The organism is Xanthomonas sp. NCPPB 1754, from assembly GCF_041475725.2.
Taxonomy (GTDB): domain Bacteria; phylum Pseudomonadota; class Gammaproteobacteria; order Xanthomonadales; family Xanthomonadaceae; genus Xanthomonas; species Xanthomonas euvesicatoria.
This window is the reverse complement of record NZ_CM192982.1, coordinates 4,671,789-4,689,826: the sequence shown is the minus strand read 5'-3', so window position 1 is coordinate 4,689,826 and position 18,038 is coordinate 4,671,789. Positions and strand designations below refer to the sequence as shown.

Annotated in this window: 18 protein-coding genes and 1 other RNA gene; 12 read left to right on the top strand and 7 right to left on the bottom strand. The window is 66.2% G+C overall.

What is annotated here, in order from left to right; all coding sequences use genetic code 11:
- Positions 1–219: 219 nt before the first annotated feature.
- The 3 genes from ACCQ15_RS20235 to ACCQ15_RS20225 form a co-directional block, all read right to left on the bottom strand.
- Positions 220–789 carry a hypothetical protein gene (locus ACCQ15_RS20235; RefSeq protein ID WP_372380982.1) on the bottom strand — a complete coding sequence of 190 codons (570 nt, stop codon included), beginning with the start codon at positions 787–789 and terminating at the stop codon, positions 220–222.
- Positions 786–1,502: a hypothetical protein gene (locus ACCQ15_RS20230; RefSeq protein ID WP_057681220.1), complete on the bottom strand. Its 717-nt coding sequence runs from the start codon at positions 1,500–1,502 to the stop codon at positions 786–788. The genes ACCQ15_RS20235 and ACCQ15_RS20230 overlap by 4 nt, the downstream gene beginning before the upstream one ends.
- Positions 1,503–1,932: 430 nt before the next feature.
- Positions 1,933–4,293: a S9 family peptidase gene (locus ACCQ15_RS20225; protein ID WP_218555084.1), complete on the bottom strand. Its 2,361-nt coding sequence runs from the start codon at positions 4,291–4,293 to the stop codon at positions 1,933–1,935.
- A gap of 592 nt (positions 4,294–4,885) precedes the next feature.
- Between ACCQ15_RS20225 and ACCQ15_RS20220 the strand changes: the two genes are divergently transcribed.
- The gene (locus ACCQ15_RS20220) at positions 4,886–6,229 is read left to right on the top strand and encodes an AMP-binding protein (RefSeq protein ID WP_206212841.1); all 1,344 of its coding nucleotides are present in this window, start codon (positions 4,886–4,888) and stop codon (positions 6,227–6,229) included.
- Positions 6,230–6,537: 308 nt separating this feature from the next.
- Here the strand turns inward: ACCQ15_RS20220 and ACCQ15_RS20215 are convergent, their stop codons facing one another.
- Positions 6,538–7,545, bottom strand: a complete 1,008-nt coding sequence (locus ACCQ15_RS20215; protein ID WP_164738772.1) for a chorismate transformation FkbO/Hyg5 family protein — start codon at positions 7,543–7,545, stop codon at positions 6,538–6,540.
- The gene (locus ACCQ15_RS20210; RefSeq protein ID WP_338339914.1) at positions 7,542–8,891 is read right to left on the bottom strand and encodes an NAD(P)/FAD-dependent oxidoreductase; all 1,350 of its coding nucleotides are present in this window, start codon (positions 8,889–8,891) and stop codon (positions 7,542–7,544) included. Before ACCQ15_RS20210 ends, ACCQ15_RS20215 begins: the two co-directional genes overlap by 4 nt.
- Before the next feature lie 304 nt (positions 8,892–9,195).
- Here ACCQ15_RS20210 and xanC point away from each other — a divergent pair, with 304 nt between their 5' ends.
- The 9 genes from xanC (at position 9,196) to ACCQ15_RS20165 (ending at position 15,970) form a co-directional block, all read left to right on the top strand.
- Positions 9,196–9,465, top strand: a complete 270-nt coding sequence (gene xanC / locus ACCQ15_RS20205) for a xanthomonadin biosynthesis acyl carrier protein XanC (protein ID WP_005914783.1) — start codon at positions 9,196–9,198, stop codon at positions 9,463–9,465.
- A gap of 37 nt (positions 9,466–9,502) precedes the next feature.
- A complete protein-coding gene (locus ACCQ15_RS20200) occupies positions 9,503–10,186 on the top strand; it encodes a COG4648 family protein (protein ID WP_372381589.1) in 684 nt (227 codons plus the stop codon).
- A gap of 53 nt (positions 10,187–10,239) precedes the next feature.
- Positions 10,240–10,989, top strand: a complete 750-nt coding sequence (locus ACCQ15_RS20195; RefSeq protein ID WP_008571158.1) for a lysophospholipid acyltransferase family protein — start codon at positions 10,240–10,242, stop codon at positions 10,987–10,989.
- An 11-nt stretch (positions 10,990–11,000) separates the two neighbouring features.
- Positions 11,001–11,288: an ApeI family dehydratase gene (locus tag ACCQ15_RS20190; protein WP_011348971.1), complete on the top strand. Its 288-nt coding sequence runs from the start codon at positions 11,001–11,003 to the stop codon at positions 11,286–11,288.
- Positions 11,285–12,259 (top strand): lysophospholipid acyltransferase family protein, encoded by a 975-nt coding sequence (locus ACCQ15_RS20185; RefSeq protein ID WP_122272172.1) that lies wholly within the window; start codon positions 11,285–11,287, stop codon positions 12,257–12,259. Before ACCQ15_RS20190 ends, ACCQ15_RS20185 begins: the two co-directional genes overlap by 4 nt.
- Positions 12,183–12,830 (top strand): LolA-related protein, encoded by a 648-nt coding sequence (locus tag ACCQ15_RS20180; RefSeq protein WP_122273490.1) that lies wholly within the window; start codon positions 12,183–12,185, stop codon positions 12,828–12,830. Before ACCQ15_RS20185 ends, ACCQ15_RS20180 begins: the two co-directional genes overlap by 77 nt.
- Positions 12,831–12,914: 84 nt before the next feature.
- A complete protein-coding gene (locus ACCQ15_RS20175) occupies positions 12,915–13,196 on the top strand; it encodes a hypothetical protein (protein ID WP_031424767.1) in 282 nt (93 codons plus the stop codon).
- Positions 13,186–15,552: an MMPL family transporter gene (locus ACCQ15_RS20170; RefSeq protein WP_372380981.1), complete on the top strand. Its 2,367-nt coding sequence runs from the start codon at positions 13,186–13,188 to the stop codon at positions 15,550–15,552. The genes ACCQ15_RS20175 and ACCQ15_RS20170 overlap by 11 nt, the downstream gene beginning before the upstream one ends.
- Positions 15,539–15,970: a hotdog family protein gene (locus ACCQ15_RS20165; protein ID WP_277569174.1), complete on the top strand. Its 432-nt coding sequence runs from the start codon at positions 15,539–15,541 to the stop codon at positions 15,968–15,970. Before ACCQ15_RS20170 ends, ACCQ15_RS20165 begins: the two co-directional genes overlap by 14 nt.
- Before the next feature lie 9 nt (positions 15,971–15,979).
- Here ACCQ15_RS20165 and ACCQ15_RS20160 read toward each other — a convergent pair whose 3' ends face one another.
- On the bottom strand, positions 15,980–16,519 hold the full coding sequence (locus ACCQ15_RS20160) for a hypothetical protein (protein ID WP_277569175.1): 540 nt from the start codon (positions 16,517–16,519) through the stop codon (positions 15,980–15,982).
- Positions 16,520–16,701: 182 nt separating this feature from the next.
- On the opposite strand from ACCQ15_RS20160, the gene fabG reads away from it, so the two are divergent.
- Positions 16,702–17,433, top strand: coding sequence for a 3-oxoacyl-ACP reductase FabG (gene fabG / locus ACCQ15_RS20155; RefSeq protein WP_372359209.1), 732 nt, complete (start codon positions 16,702–16,704; stop codon positions 17,431–17,433).
- Between the two features lie 61 nt (positions 17,434–17,494).
- Positions 17,495–17,570: non-coding RNA, sX9 sRNA (locus ACCQ15_RS20150), on the top strand.
- 3 nt (positions 17,571–17,573) lie between these two features.
- Here ACCQ15_RS20150 and ACCQ15_RS20145 read toward each other — a convergent pair.
- Complete coding sequence (locus tag ACCQ15_RS20145) at positions 17,574–18,035, bottom strand: hypothetical protein (protein WP_031424760.1); 462 nt, start codon at positions 18,033–18,035, stop codon at positions 17,574–17,576.
- Positions 18,036–18,038 lie beyond the last annotated feature (3 nt).

The following is an 18,038-nucleotide window of genomic DNA, read 5'->3' as shown; positions in this document are numbered from 1 at the left end:
TGCCGACCAACGTGTGGTGCAGTGTCCTTGCCGCAAGGATGGGTTCACGGCGTGTGCCGCGAGCGATGCGGGCGCCGTGCATTCGAGCTGGGCTTGAAGACAGCCGGGCAACCGCACACGCACGCTCTCAGTTTTCGATGCGCAACTGGCGAGCGAGGCGTATTTCGTTGCAAGGCAGCTGAACTGCTGCAGGCTGCAGCGTCCTTACCGGCTATCAAGTCACTCAGCTTGCGAAAACTCCGCGCGGACAGCGGGCGTGCATAGCCGCCATGCCAATGCTGCGTGGACGCAGCCGATCGCCAGCGCACCCAGGCCGGTGAGGACCAGTGCCATTTGCTGGGTGGCCTGCAAACGTGCCTGCATCTGCGGCCACTCCGGGCTTTGCAGCACATCGGCGGGCAGCAGCGTCTGCACGCCGTCGAACAAGGGCCCGATCAACGCCAGTCCGCCGAAATTGAGCAGCCCGGTCACCAGCAACACCGCCACGAAGCCACGCCTTGCCCACTCGCGCCGCTGCAGCAGCGCCCAACTCAACCAGCAGAACGCAGCCGAGAGCACCACGCCGGCCACCAATAATGACAGCGCGTGATCGATCAGCCATTGCCAGGAGGGGGGCAGGGTGATGCCTTCGGACAGCCCTAGCGATGCCGCACCTGGCGCCAGTGCGATCATTGCGATCTGCATCAGATTGGCCAGCACGCTGACCGCCCCCAGCAACAGGGAAACCCCAGCCAGCGGAGTGACGAAACCACCGCGCTGGCGCGCCGATGCTGGCCGGACGGCGCTCATTGCAGCGATGCGATGTGGGCGGCCACCATCGCCTGCCCGGGCGGATCCAGCGCAGGTTGCAGGTGCGCGTACCACTCGGGCACTGCGTCGGCTGGCAGGCATTGGCGCAACAACGGCGTGCTGCGCTCAAGAAAGGCTTCGAGAAACGGCAGCCCGCGCACGTACAGGAAATGGCTGTCGGTAATGGACATGCCAGCGTATGCCTCGCGCAGCCATTCCAGGTGCGGCAGCGCGTGCGCCCCGTGGCCGGCGCGGGTGAGCGCGGTGAGGAAGCTGGTACGCGCGGTCGCCGGCGAGGTGGACCGCTCCTGCGCATTGAGATCGTCGAAGGTCAGCAACCACTGCTCGCCCTGGGCGATCTCGTTGCACATCACCGAGGTGGTTGCCAGCTGCAGTGCGTTGTGTGCGGTGGGCTCCAGCGCGTACAGCGCCAGCCAGTACGGGTAGGCCTCGCGATAGCGGTCCAGCGCGCTCAACGACAGCGCGCACAGGCGCTGCGCATCGGCACCAAGGTGGCGCTGCGTCTGCGCAGCGTTGTAGGCAGCCACATGGTCGCCGCGCTGAAACGCGCTCAGCGCCGGTTGCAGTGCGGGATCGATCTCGGCCGCCGCTTCCGACACGTCTGCGGCAGCGACAGGCGCAGCCGTCGGTGCCGTGCGCGGCGTGTTTGCCGCAGTGCTCTTGCGTCCAAACAAACGGTCCCACAGGCCCATCGCGTCTCCCTTCCCTGCGCCCGTGGTGAGTGGAAGCGCCATCATGCCGGCGGCGCACCGGTCATGTGGCGGACCGGTGCAGCAGCACGCGTGCAGCGATGGCGCGTTACCGGTCCTGCGCCAAGCTTAGAGCCACTGGCGTAGCAACAGGTGAGTGCGAAGCAACCCAGACGCCGGTGTTGGTTTTGCCCGCGCACGTGCCGCATCGTTGATCCTGATCGCAGCGTCGCTGCGATTGGCCGGATCGGTCACGTTCTGCGCGGTTGGTGAGGGCGCATCGTGACTGCGAGATGGCCTGACCCCGGCATCTGCATGCAAGAGGCGCGGCGCCCGCTCCGTGCCGCTGGCGGCCAACCCGTGGGCAAGGCGCACGCCCTGTCTCGACGCGCCACAGGACGCTTCGCACTCACCTTAAAGTACCTGACATGCTCTAAGGCTTCACCTGCTCATTGAACAGCTCGAGGATGCGCTTGTACTCGTCCAGCCACGAATCGGCGCGCGTAAAGCCGTGGCGCTCCAGCGGATACGGCGCCACCTGCCAGTTGTCCTTGTGCAGCTCGATCAACTTCTGCGTCATGTCCACCGAATCCTTGAAGAACACGTTGTCGTCGATCATGCCGTGGGCGATCAGCAGGTGGTCGCGCAAGCCCTCGGCGTAATTGATCGGCGAGGAGATCTTGTAGGCCTCCGGATCGAGCTCGGGCGTGTTGAGGATGTTGGAGGTGTACTCGTGGTTGTACTGCATCCAGTCGCCGACCGGGCGCAGCGCCGCCCCGGCCTTGAACGTGCCAGGGCTGCGGAACAGCGCCATGTAGGTCATGAAGCCGCCGTACGAGCCGCCATAGATGCCGGCGCGTGCGCGATCGCCCTGCTTGGTGGCGACCAGCCAGTCCAGGCCATCCAGATAATCTTCTAGCTCGGGGTGGCCCATGTTGCGATAGATCGCCGTGCGCCAATCGCGGCCGTAGCCTTCGGAGGCGCGATAGTCCAGGTCCAGCACGATGTAGCCCTGCTGCACCAGCAGGTTGTGGAACATCTGCTCGCGGAAATACGGGGTGTAGCGCTCGGAGACGTTCTGCAGATACCCGGCGCCGTGCACGAACATCACGATCGGATACTGCTTGCCCGGCTCGGGCGTCTTGGGGCCGTAATACTTGCCCCAGACCGTGCCGGCACCGTGTTTGGACGGGATTTGCACGTACTGCGGCGCAATCCACGGCTGCGCCTTGAAGGCTGCCGTGCGGGTATCGGTGAGCACGGTGGCCTGACCGCCTGTGGCCGGTACCACGGCCAGTTGGGTCGGCAGATAGCTGCCGGAGTAACGCACCAGCAACTGCTGCCCGTTGGGCGAGAGGCTGAAACCTTCCACACCGTTCAACGCCGTGATCTCGGTGAGCTGATCGTTGCGCAGATCGAGCTTGCAGACTTCGTAATCGCCCGGCCATTTCTGGTTGCACAGGAAGAACATGCCGCCGCCGTCGGCGCTGGGCACCGGCATCGACACTTCCCACTTGCCGCGCGTGCGTTGGCGCGGTTTGCCGTTGCCTTCCACGGTGTACAGCTGCGAATAGCCGGATTCTTCCGACAGCAGCCACAGCGTACGGTTGTCGGGCAGCCAGCCGAAATCGTTGAAGTCCCAGTTGATCCACGCGCTATCGCTCAAACGGTGACGCGGCTGCAGCCTGGCGTTGTCCAGGTCCACGCTGGCGATCCAGCGGTCCTTGTTGTCCACCGCGCGAATTTCCACCGCCACGTTGCGGCCGTCATCGCTCCAGTGCACGGCCGGCCCGCTGCCGTCGCCATCGCTTTCCACGCGCACCGCGCGGTTGCCCTTCAGGGGGTCGCGCTTGGCGGCTTTGCGCAAGGCCGCCAGCGGATCGGTGGCGATGCCGGGGAGTGGGTCGAACGACAGCGATCTGGCCGTGCCCGCGCCAACATCCACCAGCCACAGCGCATGCGCTGCCGGGGCGTTGCGGCCGACACGGGTGCGCACTTCCTGGAATTCTTCGTAACCGGATTCGGTCACGTATCTGGGCATCTTGCCGGCCTGACCTTCGTCGGCGTTCTTGGCCTGTGTGACCACCAACAGATGGCGGCCGTCCGGCGACAACGCGCTGTCGACGATCTCCACCTCATCGCCCAGATACACCGGCGCCGCCGCACGCGTGGCATCGGCGCGGCGCCAGGCGTCTTCCTGCGTGCGCAGCGCGTCGCGTTGCTCCTTGTCGCGGCGCAAGGTGGCCAGCGTCGCCAGTTGCTGCTCGCGCAGCACATCGGCCTTGGGAGCGGCGTTGGGGTCGCGCTCGGCCTTGACCACCGCCACCTGCGCAGTGCCGCCGTCGGCGCGCCAGTGGTACCAATTGTTGCCCGCGCGCCAGATCGCACCGCCGTCGCTGGCGAACTGCGGACGCGATTCGGTCTCGTTGCTGCGGGTCAGCTGGGTCAGCGCACCTGTGCGCAGATCGCGCAGGAAGATGTCGCCGTTACGTGCGAACAGCATGCGCTGGCGGGTGGCATCGTAACTGGGGTTTGCCGCATCCAGGCCGGCGCGCGCGGTATCGGCCACACGCTCGGCGGTGCCGCCGCCGGTGCCCTGGCGATAGGTGTCGCGCACCGGGCTGCCATCGCGCTTGAGCAGGTATTGCACCTGTTTGCCGTCCCATTGCCACCAGGCCTGGTCCACCGCCGGCCCGATCCAGTCCGGGTCGGCCATCGCTTGTTCGATGGTGAGCGGGGCGGCAGACTGCGCATGCGCAGTGGTGGCCAGCAGCAGAAGGGTCAACGGCAACAATCTAGGCATCGGACACGGCTGGACGCAAAGGAGAGCGCGCAAGCCTAGCAGTTCGCCTTCGCAGCAGGCTTGGGCCACAGGTCATGCGTGCGTGGCTGCATGCAGCGCCCGGTAGCACCTGTAAGCGCGCAATGAGCGGGCGCGACCATGGGCCGGCGCTGCGCAAGCATGCACTCGCAGATGAGAGCGGTGCGCGGCATCGGCGCTGCACGACACGACAGCGCAAATGAATCCTTCAACGCCACGGCACTGGTAACGCCACGCGCTCAACTGGCACACGCGCCGACGAACGCAACGAAAATCTCGTATGGAAGCGCACCTGCGCAGAGGCGCCGCACGAGTGCCCTGCACACCTGCAGCCCGTCGGCGTATCGCACTGCCCAGCGCAACCACGCACTGGTGAAGACTTGCCGCGTGCAGCGACGATGATGTGCCATGCCGCACAAGGCGCGCGTCGCACACCAACTGGCCCGGCCACCCGCATGCCACACCCCGGCGGCGATCCACTTCGCGCGTCGCAGAGGAAAACCCCTGACTTGCCAGCGGCGCAGGTGGCGGCCAAGCTAGCGCGCTTTTGCGACCGTCGGTTTCCATGTCCAGCCTGCCTGCCCCCGCTATTTCCCATCCGATGGCTGTTGGTGCGCCCGACCGGCCGCTGGCCTGGCGCGCGGGGCAGTCGGTCGATCTGGCGACCTTCATCGCGCACGTGCACGGCCTGGCGCAGCAGCTGCCCGCGGGCCGCCATGCGGTGAATCTGTGCGAGGACCGCTATCGTTTCATGGTGGCGTTCTATGCATGTGCGCTGCGCGGGCAGGTCTCGCTGCTGCCGTCCTCGCGCGCGCCGGCAGTCGTGGGCGAAGTGCAGGCGCGTTACGCCGATACGTATTGTCTGGGCGACCTGGCGCTGGAGCTGGCGCCGCCGCGGTACTGGCAGCTGCCGGCCGAGTTGCCGCAGGCTCAGGGCCCGATTCCGCAGCTGGCCGACGATGCGCTGGTGGCGATCGGTTTCACCTCCGGCAGCACGGGCAGCCCGCAACCCAACCCCAAGACATGGGGCAGTTTTTTGACCAGCACGCGCCAGGATCTGGTCGCGCTGCAAAGTCTGTGGACGCACACCGATGCCGTCCCGCACGTGGTCGCCACCGTGCCGCCGCAGCACATGTACGGCATGGAGTTGTCGGTGCTGCTGCCGATGGTGACCACGCTGGCGGTGCACGCCGGGCGCCCGTTCTTTCCGGATGACGTGGCACGTGCACTGGCCGATATTCCCGCGCCGCGTGTCTTGGTGACCACACCGGTGCATCTGCGTGCGTTGGTCGAATCCGGCGTGGCGCTGCCGCCGCTGGCCGGCATCGTGTCGGCCACCGCGCCGCTGGCGCCGGAGATCGCCGCTGCCGCCGAAGCGCGTTTTGGCGGTGAGGTGCGCGAGATGTTCGGCTCCACCGAAACCTGCGTGTTCGCCGTGCGCCGTACGGCGCTGGAAGCGGCGTGGACGCCTCTGCCCGGCGTGCGCCTGGAAACGCAGGCCTCTGGCACGCTGGTGCATGCGCCGCATCTGGCCACGCCGGTGCTGTTGGCCGACATGATGGACGTGGCCGACGACGGCCGCTTCCAGGTGCGCGGCCGCCAGGCCGACCTGCTGGAAATCGCCGGAAAGCGCGCATCGCTGGCCGATCTGACACGGCGCTTGCTCGCCATTCCCGGCGTCATCGACGGGACCATCGTGCAGCTCGCGCCCGACCCCGGCCAGGCGGTCGGCCGCATCGCCGCGCTGGTGGTCGCCCCCACCCTGGACGAAGCCCAGGTGCTGGCCGCGCTCCGCGTCAGCGTGGACCCGGTCTTCCTGCCGCGCCGCCTGCGCAAGGTCGCCGCCCTGCCACGCAACGAAACCGGCAAGCTGCCGCGCGATGTGGTGCTGGGATTGCTCAACGGCTGAGCGTGACCTGCCACGTGTGCGCAACGGCAGGCGTCATGGACGCGGCAGTCAGCGTGGCGATGAATGGCCGCAGACACAGCGCGAAGAACGCGCGGGCAGGCATGGTCGACGCAGGCCACAGAGCGTTGCCGCCTTGCTGGTCGTCATCTGTGCGGTGGTGTTGTCGGCGTTCATCGGCACCTGTGTGGCGCCTTCGATGCGGGGTCACAGATGCGCGGCACGAATGCTCGCATCAGGTCAGCCCGCATCGCGCCATCCGTGGGCGCTGCTCGATCGATCGCCGCAGATGGCCTCCGCGGCACGTGGCATCACCCATGCACCCCATCGATCTCCACCGCCAGCTCATCGCGGCAGATCACGGCGTGCAGCAGCAGGCGCGGGACCGCATCGCCGAAGCGGGCATCCAGTGCCTGCGCAACCCGGGGCAGGTCGTCGCGCTCGCGCACATAGACTTTCAGGCGGGTGCCGGCGCCGAACTGCGCCGGTAACGCCGGTGCATGCTGACGCGCGGCGCCGAGCAGGGCGTCGAAGTTGGCGAAGGTTTCTTCCAGCTGCGCCAGCAATTGGCCGGTATGCATCGAGGCGTGGCCCACCACCGCAGCGGTGCCTGACAGCAGCAGCGGCATGTCGCTGCCGGCCGGTGGCAGCATGGCACGGGCGAAACTGGGCGGCTGCGGGCCGTACTGGCGCGGGTAATGGTAGGCACTGACCTGGCGCGGGTTTTCCAGCGGCGTGCCGGCATTGGTGGCGGCCAGCCAGTAGATCTGGATGATGCGCTCGGCATCGCAACGGCCCACGGCGGTGGCCGCCGGCAACTGCGCGGTGTCGAATGCGCCCAACCCGCGTGCACGGCCCACGCAGAACTGCCGGTAACGTTCGCGATCGCCGCTGCCCAGGGTGATGGCGTCGAGGTAATTCCAGATCCGCAGCAACCGCGGCGTCTGGCCGTTGCTGACGAAGGCGGTGATTTCCGCATATGCCCTGGCAGCGGCTTCTTCGATATCGACATCCTGCTCGTCGATCTCGATCACGCCGAACTGCAGGTGCCCATCGCTGGACCAGGCGATGTTGCCATCGCGGCCGCTGCTCACCGGCGCATCGGTGCGCCACACTTCCAGCACGCTGGCCTGGTACGGCTGCAGCGGCACGCGCAGATAACGCGGGTCGTGCAGGCGCGGCGCCGCATCGCCGAAGCCGAACACGGCCAGCACCTGCGGGTCGGTCAGCAGCACGGCAGGGTCGGTCTGGTCGACATAGTCGACCTGCAGCCGGGGATGGCGCACGGCGTGCGCGGTCTGGGCCTGGGAAGCGGTCATTGAGCGTCTCGTTGTTGCGTGTCGCATTGCAAGGTGTCGCCGTCGAAGCCGAGCTTGGCCTGACGCCGGCGATGGCGCCACGACTGCCAGGCGCGCGGCATCATCGACAAGGTGGTGAGTGCGTACAGGGCGCGAAAGGCGCGCAGGCGGATGCGGACTTTGGGGGCGTCGAAGACATCGCCGGCCAGCATTGCCACCACCGCCTGTTCCACCTGCCAGGTGTTTTGCGGGTGCGCGAACAAGGCGCGCATGGTGGGCGAAGTGAAGCGGTAGATGAACCACTTGAATTCATCCACACCGCGCGTCAGTTCGCGCTGCAGGGCACGCTGCAGTTTCGCCTCCGACTGCGGTGCGCGCAGTGCCGCATCCACCATCGCCGCGCCACGTTCGGCGCTGTGCATGGCCAGGAACACGCCAGAGGAAAACATCGGGTCGACGAAAGTGTAGGCATCGCCCAGCATCAACCAGCGCGGCCCGGCCATGCGCGTGCATTCGTAGGCGTAATTGCCGGTGGCATGCACCGGCGCCACGCGCTCGGCGCCGAGCATGCGCGCGTTGAGCTCGGCATTGAGCGCCAGCGTGCGCATCAAGAAGCCCTCGCTGTCGCCCTTGCGGGTCTTCATGTACTCCGGGTAGCAGACCGCGCCCACGCTCATGATGTCGTCCGGCAGCGGAATCAGCCACATCCAGCCGTGCGCATGCCGGTAGATGCTGATGTTGCCGGCATCCTCGCCCGGGCGTCGCGTCACGCCGCGGAAATGGCTGAACACCGCGGCCGACTGATGCGTTGCATTGGCGCGTTTGAGCTTGAGGCGATTGCCCAGAAAGGTGTCGCGGCCGCTGGCATCGAGCAGATAGCGCGGGCGGAACTGCTGCACGCCACCGTCTGCCGTGCGTGCCTGCAGCACCGGTTGTTCGCCGTCGAATGCGACCTGCTCCACGCAGACCTGCTCGCGTGCATCCACGCCCACCACACGCGCACGCTGGAACAGCACGTGGTCGAATTGCGCACGTGGCACCTGAAAGGCGAAATCGGCCTTGGCATCGAGCGCGTGGGAGAAACGGAACGTGTTGTAGCCGCCGCTGTCGTTGGGAAAATCCGCCCCACGCTTCAGCACGCCGATGGCGCGCACGTCTTCCAGCACGCCGAGGCGTTCAAGAATCGGCATGTTCATCGGCAGCAAGGACTCGCCGATATGAAAGCGCGGGTGCTGCGCCTTCTCGAGCAGGGTCACGGACCAACCGAGCTCGGCAAGTGCGATGGCCGCGGTGCAGCCAGCCGGGCCGCCGCCGACGATCAGGACATCCGGACACTCCGGTCCGGGAGCCGGCCCGGCTGCCGGCATGGCGGTCGGGGTAAGGCGAACAACGGTGGAAGTCATCCTGGAACGAACCTGCGGCGGGCGAGCGTCATGCAGTCATGATAGCCTGACCGGCGGCCCGGCCAGCTTGCGGCCCGCCGATTCATATGTGAAGAACGACCGGCAGTCACGTGCAGGCACCGGCCAGCCGCGCGGCAGATGCTCGGATTGGCAGCGGCGGCAACGTACACTACGGCCCGGCGCGACGCTCATGCATGCCGATGCTCGTCCGCGCTGCTCCTGCTTGTTCTCACTCTTGTTGCCCGACCCTGACCTGTGGAAATCCTGGATGTCCTCGCAAACCGCTGCCGAACGTGAACTGGCCGAACTCCTGGTCGAAAGTCTGAACCTGGAAGACGTCCAACCCGCCGACATCGATCCGGAGGCGCCGCTGTTCAATACCGGGCTGGGGCTGGACTCGATCGACGCCCTGGAACTGGCGCTGGCGATCAGCAAGCGCTACGGCTTCCAGCTGCGCTCTGACAACGACGAAAACCGTCGCATCTTCGCGTCGCTGCGCGCACTGTCGGCGCATGTCCAAGCCAACAAGACCGTCTGATCTGCCAACTGCGCCATCCCCCGACGCACCCGCGTGGGTGCTGGGGCTGGGCGTTCTGCTGGCGGTGGCGTATTCGCCGTTGGCGCATTGGGCCAATGCCAGTCACCGCCCGGAATTGGCCGTCATCGCCGGTGGTTTGCTGGTGCTGATGGTGTTGATCGAACCGATGGTTGCGCGCCGGCCCTGGGCCTGGGCGTTGGCGCTGTTGCTGCTTGCCGGGCTGGGCGCGCTGTGGCATTCGCCGTATGCGATGTTGGTGCTGGCGGCGCCGCCGGTGGTATTTACCGGTTGGGTGGCCTGGTTTTTCGGGCGCAGCCTGCGGGCCGGACGCACGCCGCTGGTCACGCGCATCGTCGAGGGCCTGTACGGCCAGGCCGGCATGCTGATCACGCCCGAACAACGCCGCTATACGCGCCGCCTCACGCTGGCCTGGGCAGTGCTGCTGTGCGGTCTGACCCTGGCCAATCTGGTGCTGGGTCTGTGCGCCGAGCCCAGCGGCGTGCTCGCGCAGCTGGGTCATGCCTCGCCGCTGCCGATCAGCGACGCGCGCGCCTCGTTGTTCGCCAACCTGCTCGCCTATGGGGTGATTGGCGGCTTCTTCGTTGGGGAATATCTATTGCGTGGCCGCTGGTTTCCACAGCGCCCCTATCGTAATCTGCCAGACTTCTTGCGTCAGATGGCGCGGCTTGGGCCGGATTTCTGGCGCGATCTGCTGCGCTGAGTGCGTGGCCTGGGGCAGCGACGGACGTGCATATTTTCGGGGACAAGACAAAAATGCCGTTGGCAAGGATGCCGTCGCGCTTGGCGTGGGCTGTGTTCAACCTGTTGCAATTGGCGTTCACGCTGGCCTTTACCGCTGGCGGCATCGTCTACGCATTGGCATCGCTGGCGATCACGCGCGACGCCGACCGCCTGCTGCGCATGGGCAGCTGGATGTGGGCGCCGGTGCTGTTCCGCGGTGCGGGCGCCACCGTCATCGTGGAAGGGCGCGAGCGGGTGGATTGGTCCAAGAACTATCTGTTCGTGAGCAACCACCAGTCGATCATCGACATTTGCGCGCTGTTCCATGCCTTGCCGGTGCCGCTGCGTTTTTTACTCAAGGAAGAAATGCGCAAGGTGCCGTTCGTGAACTGGTATGCGCGCGCCGCCGGCATGCTGTTTTTGGACCGCGACAGCCGCAGGGCAGGGGCGCTGGTGCGGCGCCAGGCGGCCGCATTGCTGCGCGAGGGCAAACAGTTGTGTCTGTTTCCCGAAGGCACCCGCAGCCGTACCGGCGCATTATTGCCATTCAAGGCCGGGCTACTGCAGGCCGCTATCGATGCTGGCGTGCAGGTGGTGCCGGTGGCGCTGGATGGCTGCGGCAAGGTCTTGCCGGTCGATGGCCTGTTCAGGGTGAGGCCGGGCATCATCCGCGTGCGGATCGGTGCGCCGATCGCGGTGACCGGGCCGGATGCGCCGGATCGCCAACAATTGACCGAGCAGGCACACAAGGCCGTGGCTGCAATGCTTCAACCCAGGATCTGAGTTCTGCGCTTATGGATTTCGTTGTGCCGCATGATCATCCCTGCCTGCCCGGACATTTCCCGGGCCGTCCCGTGGTGCCTGGCGTAGTCGTGCTCGACCATGTGCTGCAGGCGGTGGAAGCCCTGCATGGTCCGCGCGCGGCCATGCGCCTGCCGCAGGTGAAATTCGTGCAGCCCTTGCTGCCCGGCCAGACTGCCTCGGTCACGCTGGAAGGCGATGGCCCGCGCTGGCGCTTCCGCGTGCAGCGCGCCGAGGCGTTGCTGGTCAGCGGCGAACTGGTGGCCGAGGCGGCGGCATGAGCAAGCACTGGAAACAGCGTCCGGAAGGTGGCGGGCGCTTTGCGTTGTGGCTGATCCGCGGCATTGCACGGCACGCCGGACGTGCGGTGGGGCGTGCGCTGCTGTATCCGATCACGCTGTACTTCCTGCTGGTGCGTGGCCCCGAGCGCGCCGCCTCGCGTGCCTATCTGGGGCGGGTGCTGGGCCACCCGGCCACGCTGCGCGATGTGGCGCGGCACATCCATACCTTCGCCTCGACCATCCTGGACCGGGTGTACATGCTGTGCGGGCAGATGCAGCGCTTCCGCGTGGACATCACCGGCCTGGATCAACTGCATACGCAAATGGACCGCGGCCGCGGCGTGCTGATCTTCGGCTCGCACCTGGGCAGCTTCGATGCGCTGCGCGTGCTGGCCACCGAGCGCCCGGACGTGCAGGTCAAGGTGGTGCTGGACAAGGCGCACAACCGCGCCATGACCGACCTGCTGGGGGCGCTCAACCCGCAGCTGGCCGCCAACATCATCGACGCCGGCATGGACGCGACCTCGATCGTCATGGCGATCAAGGAAGCCACCGATGCCGGTGCGCTGGTGGCGCTGCTGATCGATCGTCCGCGCGAAGGCGACCCGGCGCTGCCGGCGATGTTCCTGGGCCGCAATGCGATGTTCCCGACCTCGCCGTGGTTGATCGCCGCGGCGCTCAAGGTGCCGGTGGTGCTGGCGTTCGGCCTGTATCACGGCGGCAATCACTACGAGCTGGCGTTCGAAACCTTCAGCGAAGGCCTGGACGTGCCGCGTCGTCAGCGCGCCCCGGTGCTTGCGGTACTCATGCGCGATTACGCTGCCAGGCTGGAACATTACACCTGCTACGCGCCGTACAACTGGTTCAACTTCTACGATTTCTGGAACACCCACCATGCCGATGTGCCGCACCCTGCCGTGGATGCTGATACTGCTGTTCAGCGCCGCACCGCTATGCGCCGCACCGCCTGAGACGCTGGACGTCGGGCAGGTGCTGCAGCGCCTGGCGCGCCCCGCACCGGTCAGCACCGAATTCGTCGAATTGCGCGGCTCGGCCTTGCTGAAGACGCCGTTGCGCGTGGAAGGACACTACCGTCGCCCGGACGCGCAGACGCTGGTGCGCGAGGTCAGTGCGCCGTACCACGAAACCACCACGCTGACCGGCGACGAAGGCGTGCTAGAACGCGAAGGCAAATCGCAACGCCGTTTCTCGTTGAGCCGCGTGCCCGAGCTGGCCGGTTTGAAGTCCGGCTTCGGCGCGTTGCTGTCCGGCGACCGCGCGCTGCTGGAGCAGCACTATCGCGTCAGTGGGCAGGGCCAGCCGCAGGCCTGGCAGCTGACGCTGCAGCCCAAGGATGCTGCCGTGGCCAAGCAGGTGCACGAATTGCGCCTGTACGGAGGCAACGACGAACTGCGGTGTATCGAAAGCGTGCCCGCCAAGGGCGACATGCAGCGCACCCTGCTGGCCGGTGCCGCACGCGCGGCCGCCGGCGTGACCGATGCCGCCGCGCTGACCGCGCTCTGCCACGGTTCGGGCGCGTGACCGCGCGCGGGATGGTTGCGCCGGTCGTCTCTAAACACATCACACCCTTCGCAGCTGAAACCCGCACGTTGCCAATAACGACCGATGCCGCGCGTGCGGCCGGCGGGCGTTCGGCCGCTGCAGCAGGATATGCATGCCATGGCGCTTGAATTGAACGCAAACCGCCGCATCGGCCTGGCGCTGTTTTGGCTGGCCTTGCTGGCAGTGGCCGGATTCTGGTTGAGCGAGACGCTCAAGGTCACTGGCGATCTGCGCAAGTTCATGCCCGCCCTCAGGAAAAACAACGCGTCGTTGCAGCCCGATGCCGCGCGTGCGGCCGGCGGGCGTTCGGCCGCTGCAGCAGGATATGCATGCCATGGCGCTTGAATTGAACGCAAACCGCCGCATCGGCCTGGCGCTGTTTTGGCTGGCCCTGCTGGCGGTGGCCGGATTCTGGTTGAGCGAGACGCTCAAGGTCACTGGCGATCTGCGCAAGTTCATGCCCGCCCCGCGCACGCCGGCGCAAAAACTGCTGATCGAAGAACTCGGCGAAGGCCCTGGATCGCGGTTGCTGCTGATGGCGTTGTCCAACAACGATCCGGTCACCTTGGCCGAGCAGTCGCAGCAACTGCACCAGGCGCTGTCCGCGCAGCCGGCGTTGTTCGAACTGGTCAGCAATGGCGGCAATGCCGGGTTGGAGGCGATTCCCAAGCGCTTGCTGCCGTACCGCTATCTGCTCAGCGACAGCTTCGACAAGACCCCGCTCGACGCGCCGACGCTGGAAGCGGCGTTGCAGGCGCGCGTGCAGGATCTGGGCTCGCCGGCGGCGGCCATGGTGGAGCCATTGCTGCCGCGCGACCCCACGATGGAAATCCTGCATCTGGCCGAAACCCTGCGGCCGGCAGCGATGCCGCGCACGCGCAATGACGTGTGGTTCGATCGCGCCGGCACTTCGGCGCTGTTGATCGTGCAGACCCGCGCGGCCGGCTTCGACCCCACCGGCCAGCAACTGGCCTACGACGCCGTGCAAGCGGCGTTCGCGAAGGTCAGCAAGGGCACCGCCACCCGGCTGACGCTGACCGGGCCGGGCGCATTCGCCGTGGAAATCACCGCGCGCACGCAGGGCGAGGCGCAGTGGATCGGCACGCTGGATACGGTGGGCCTGGTGTTGCTGCTGCTGGTGGCCTACCGCAGCTGGAAGATTCCGGTGCTTGGCGTGTTGCCGCTGGCCAGCGCCGGTCTGGCCGGCCTGGGTGCGGTGGCGCTGCTGTTCGACGGCGTGCATGGCATCACCGTGGCATTCGGCTTCACGCTGATCGGCGTGGTGCAGGATTACCCGATCCACCTGTTCAGTCATCAGCGCCCCGGTCTGGATCCGCGCGAGAACGCACGGCACCTGTGGCCAACACTGGCCACCGGCGTGGTCTCTACCTGCATTGCCTATGTGACCTTCCTGTTTTCCGGCGTGGACGGCCTGCGGCAGTTGGCGGTGTTCACCATCGCCGGCCTTGCCACCGCCGCGGTCACCACGCGCTGGCTGTTGCCGGCCTTGATCGACCCGGCCCCGCGCGACTACGCGGACTCGCGCCTGCTGGCGGTGCTGTGGCGTGGCATTGCGCGCCTGCCGCGGCCACGCATCAGCCTGGCGGTGATGGCCGTGATCGGCATTGCGGTGATCGTGTTCGCGCCCGGGCAATTCTGGCAGAACGATCTGTCGAAGCTGACCCCGGTGCCACCCAAGGCCTTGGCGCAGGACACCCATCTGCGTCAGGAGCTGGGCGCGCCGGATGTGCGTTACGTGCTGGCGCTGCCGGCAGCCAGCGATGAAGCGGCATTGCAGGCCAGCGAGCAGTTGCGCCCGCGTCTGGATGCGCTGGTGCGCGATGGTGTGTTGCTCGGTTACGACATGGCGGCACGCTATCTGCCCAGTGCCAAGACCCAGCGTGCGCGACAGGCCGCATTGCCCGATGCCGCCCAGGCGCGCGCGCTGACCGAGCGCGCCGTGGCCACCACGCCATTCCGCAGCGATGCGTTTGCGCCGTTCCTGCAGGATCTGGACGCCGCCAAGCGCGCCGCACCGCTGCTGCCGAAGGATCTGAGCGGCTCGCCGCTGGCCACGTCGGTCGGTGGCCTGCTGCTCGGCCGTGGCGATCGCAGCACCGCTTTGGTGTCGTTGACCGGCCTGCGCGATCCGGCGGTGTTGGCGGCCGCCGTGCAGGGCAGCGGCGCGCAATTGCTGGATCTGAAGGACGCCTCCGAATCGCTGGTGGCCGCCTACCGCGGACGCGTGCTCGGTGCGCTGGTCCTGGCTGCCTTGTTGCTGGCGGTGACCGTGGCGATTGCATTGCGCAGCCCGCGCCGCATCGTGCGGGTGCTGCTACCGATGGCGCTGACCACGGTGCTGATCCTGGCGATCCTGCGCGGCACCGGGGTGGAGCTCAATCTGTTCCATCTGATCGCGCTGATCCTGGCCGCCGGTCTGGGCCTGGATTACGCGCTGTTCTTCGATCATGCCGGCGACGATCACGCCGACCAGCTGCGCACGCTGCACGCGTTGATCGTCTGCAGCCTGATGACACTGCTGGTGTTTGCGCTGTTGGCCGCTTCCAGTATCCCGGTCTTGCGTGCCATCGGCAGCACGGTGGCGCTGGGCGTGTTGTTCAATTTCATTCTGGCCTTGCTGGTGTCGCGCGAACCGGCGCTGGAACGCACCGCGAACGGAGAGCCGCATGCAGGGACGTGACGCAATCGCTGCGCTGATTCCGCACCAGGGCAGCATGTGCCTGTGGGAAGAAGTGATTGAGTGGGATGCACTGCGCATTGTGCTGCGCAGTCACGCACACCGCAGCGATACGCATCCGCTGCGGTGCAACGGGCGTTTGCGCGCGCTGCATCTGTGCGAGTACGGCGCGCAGGCCATGGCCGTGCATGGCGGATTGCTGGGTCGCCAATCCGGCATGCCGGTACGCCCGGGCATGCTGGTCGCGCTGCGTAGCGTGGAATTGCACCTCGCCTATCTGGACGACCTGCCCGATGCCATCGATTGCGAGGCGCAGGTGCTGATGCAGGGCGAGGACAGCCAGCAATACGGCTTCCGCCTGACCCATCGCGGGGAACTGCTCGCCGAAGGACGCGCCACCGTGATGCTGGGCGCCGCCTGAGGCCTGCGCTCAGGGATTGACGGGTGTCTTCGCCGCGATCAGCGCGCTCAGATTGCCGACGCCGGGCAGGCGATGCGCATACAGCCGCGCGATGTCGCCGCCGCTGTGCAGATGCTCGAAATGCTCCAGACCGATCGACAGGAATTCCGCACTGCCATCGTGCGGCGTCTTGATTTCGCCGACTTCGAGTGCCTTTAAGGCGCTGATCCAATGGAAGGACTGGCCAGCGTCTTCGCGATTGAAATAGGCGTACCAGACCGGAATGCGGAACAGCCGCTCAAACGCCACCGCGCGTCTGAGTTCATCCTCATAGGGCAGGCTGTAGCAGGTTTTCTTGTACCTGTTGCGGTTCTTGACGTCGATGGCGATCAAGCCGATCGACTCCAGCAGCAGCAGGAAATCCGGCCGTTTGACCGCTGTGCCGAACAACGGCGCGAAGGTGTCTGGCGCTTGGCAAATGGCCACATAGCTGAAGCCATGCAGCTGCAGCCATGCATTCATCGCGTCCTCGCCTTGCTTGCCAAGGCCCGCCAAGTTCACTGCATTCATCTCGTTTCGTTCATCGCCGCCCGTGTTCGAAAGCTACCAGCCGGATTCGAAAGCGCTCAAGCGGCAGCGATCGGATTTGCGGCATGGTCAGGCAAATACGCGAGAAGTACCAAGAGTCCGTCCTTCAACGGGCAGCTTGATCTACGATAACGCTCCTTCTCTGCTCATATGGTTCGTGGCTTATGAACTCAGCTGCAAGACGCGCACTTGTTACCGGCGGCAGCGGCGATCTTGGCGGTGCGATCTGCCGCCACCTGGCTGCGCAGGGCCGGCATGTCATCGTGCACGCCAACCGCCACCTGGTGCGTGCGGACGAGGTGGTTGCCGCGATCGTGGCCGATGGCGGCAGCGCACAGGCAGTGGCCTTCGATGTGGCCGACGCGCAGGCAAGTTCGGCGGCGCTGGAGAGCTTGCTGGACGCTGGCCCGATCCAGATCGTGGTCAACAACGCGGGCATCCATGACGACGCGCCGATGGCAGGCATGAATGCCGAGCAGTGGCACCGCGTCATCGACGTGTCGCTGCACGGTTTTTTCAATGTCACCCAGCCGTTGCTGCTGCCGATGGCGCGCACGCGTTGGGGCCGCATCGTCAGCGTGTCGTCGGTGGCGGCCGTGCTGGGTAACCGCGGGCAGACCAACTACGCCGCCGCCAAGGCGGCGTTGCACGGCGCCAGCAAGTCGCTCTCGCGCGAAATGGCCAGCCGCGGTATCGCAGTGAATGTGGTCGCGCCGGGTGTGATCGATAGCGACATGGTTGGCGACAGTTTCGCGCCGGAGGTGATCAAGCAATTGGTGCCGGCCGGCCGCGTCGGCAAGCCCGATGAAGTGGCCGCGCTGGTCGCCTTTTTGTGCTCGGACGCGGCCGGTTACATCAATGGCCAGGTGATCGGCGTCAATGGTGGGATGGGCTGAGGGCGACTACCAAAACTACTGCGCAGCCGCCAGGCGGGCGCGGCCGGTGCTCGGAATCCTCATGTACAACTCGTACACTCCGGTTCCTGTGCGCCGTCCACGCCCACCTGGCGACTGCTCGCTACGTTTTGGTAGCCGCCCTAAATTGCATCGAAGTTGATGTAGCGACATTCCCCGCGCATCACGGATGCCTTGGTAATGAGGACCTCATCACCAGCACGACTAAGCGTGTGGATGTATTCCAGCTTTCCTGAGGATGTCTTGAGAAAGGTGTAAACCTCGGCCGTCTTCCCTGGATAAACAACCAGAACGGATAACGAACTGATGCCTCGGCTCAGAAGCATTATCCGTGCTCCTTCCTCACGAGCTGACACTATCTCCTGGCGAACATCTACATAAATCAGATCGTAATCGTCCCCCTGCTTTGAGAGCTTGGTCAGACCGCCTGTGATCCTTTCATCGTTCCAGCCGCTGTCTTTTGCCGTGATGATGCCTGTTTCGGCGTAGTAGCCTTTTCCTGCGGGATTTGAGCATGAGGCAATCTCCGCAGCATAAGTCGGTGTGCTAAGCGCAATCGATATAGCGAAACAGGTAAGTTTCATGGC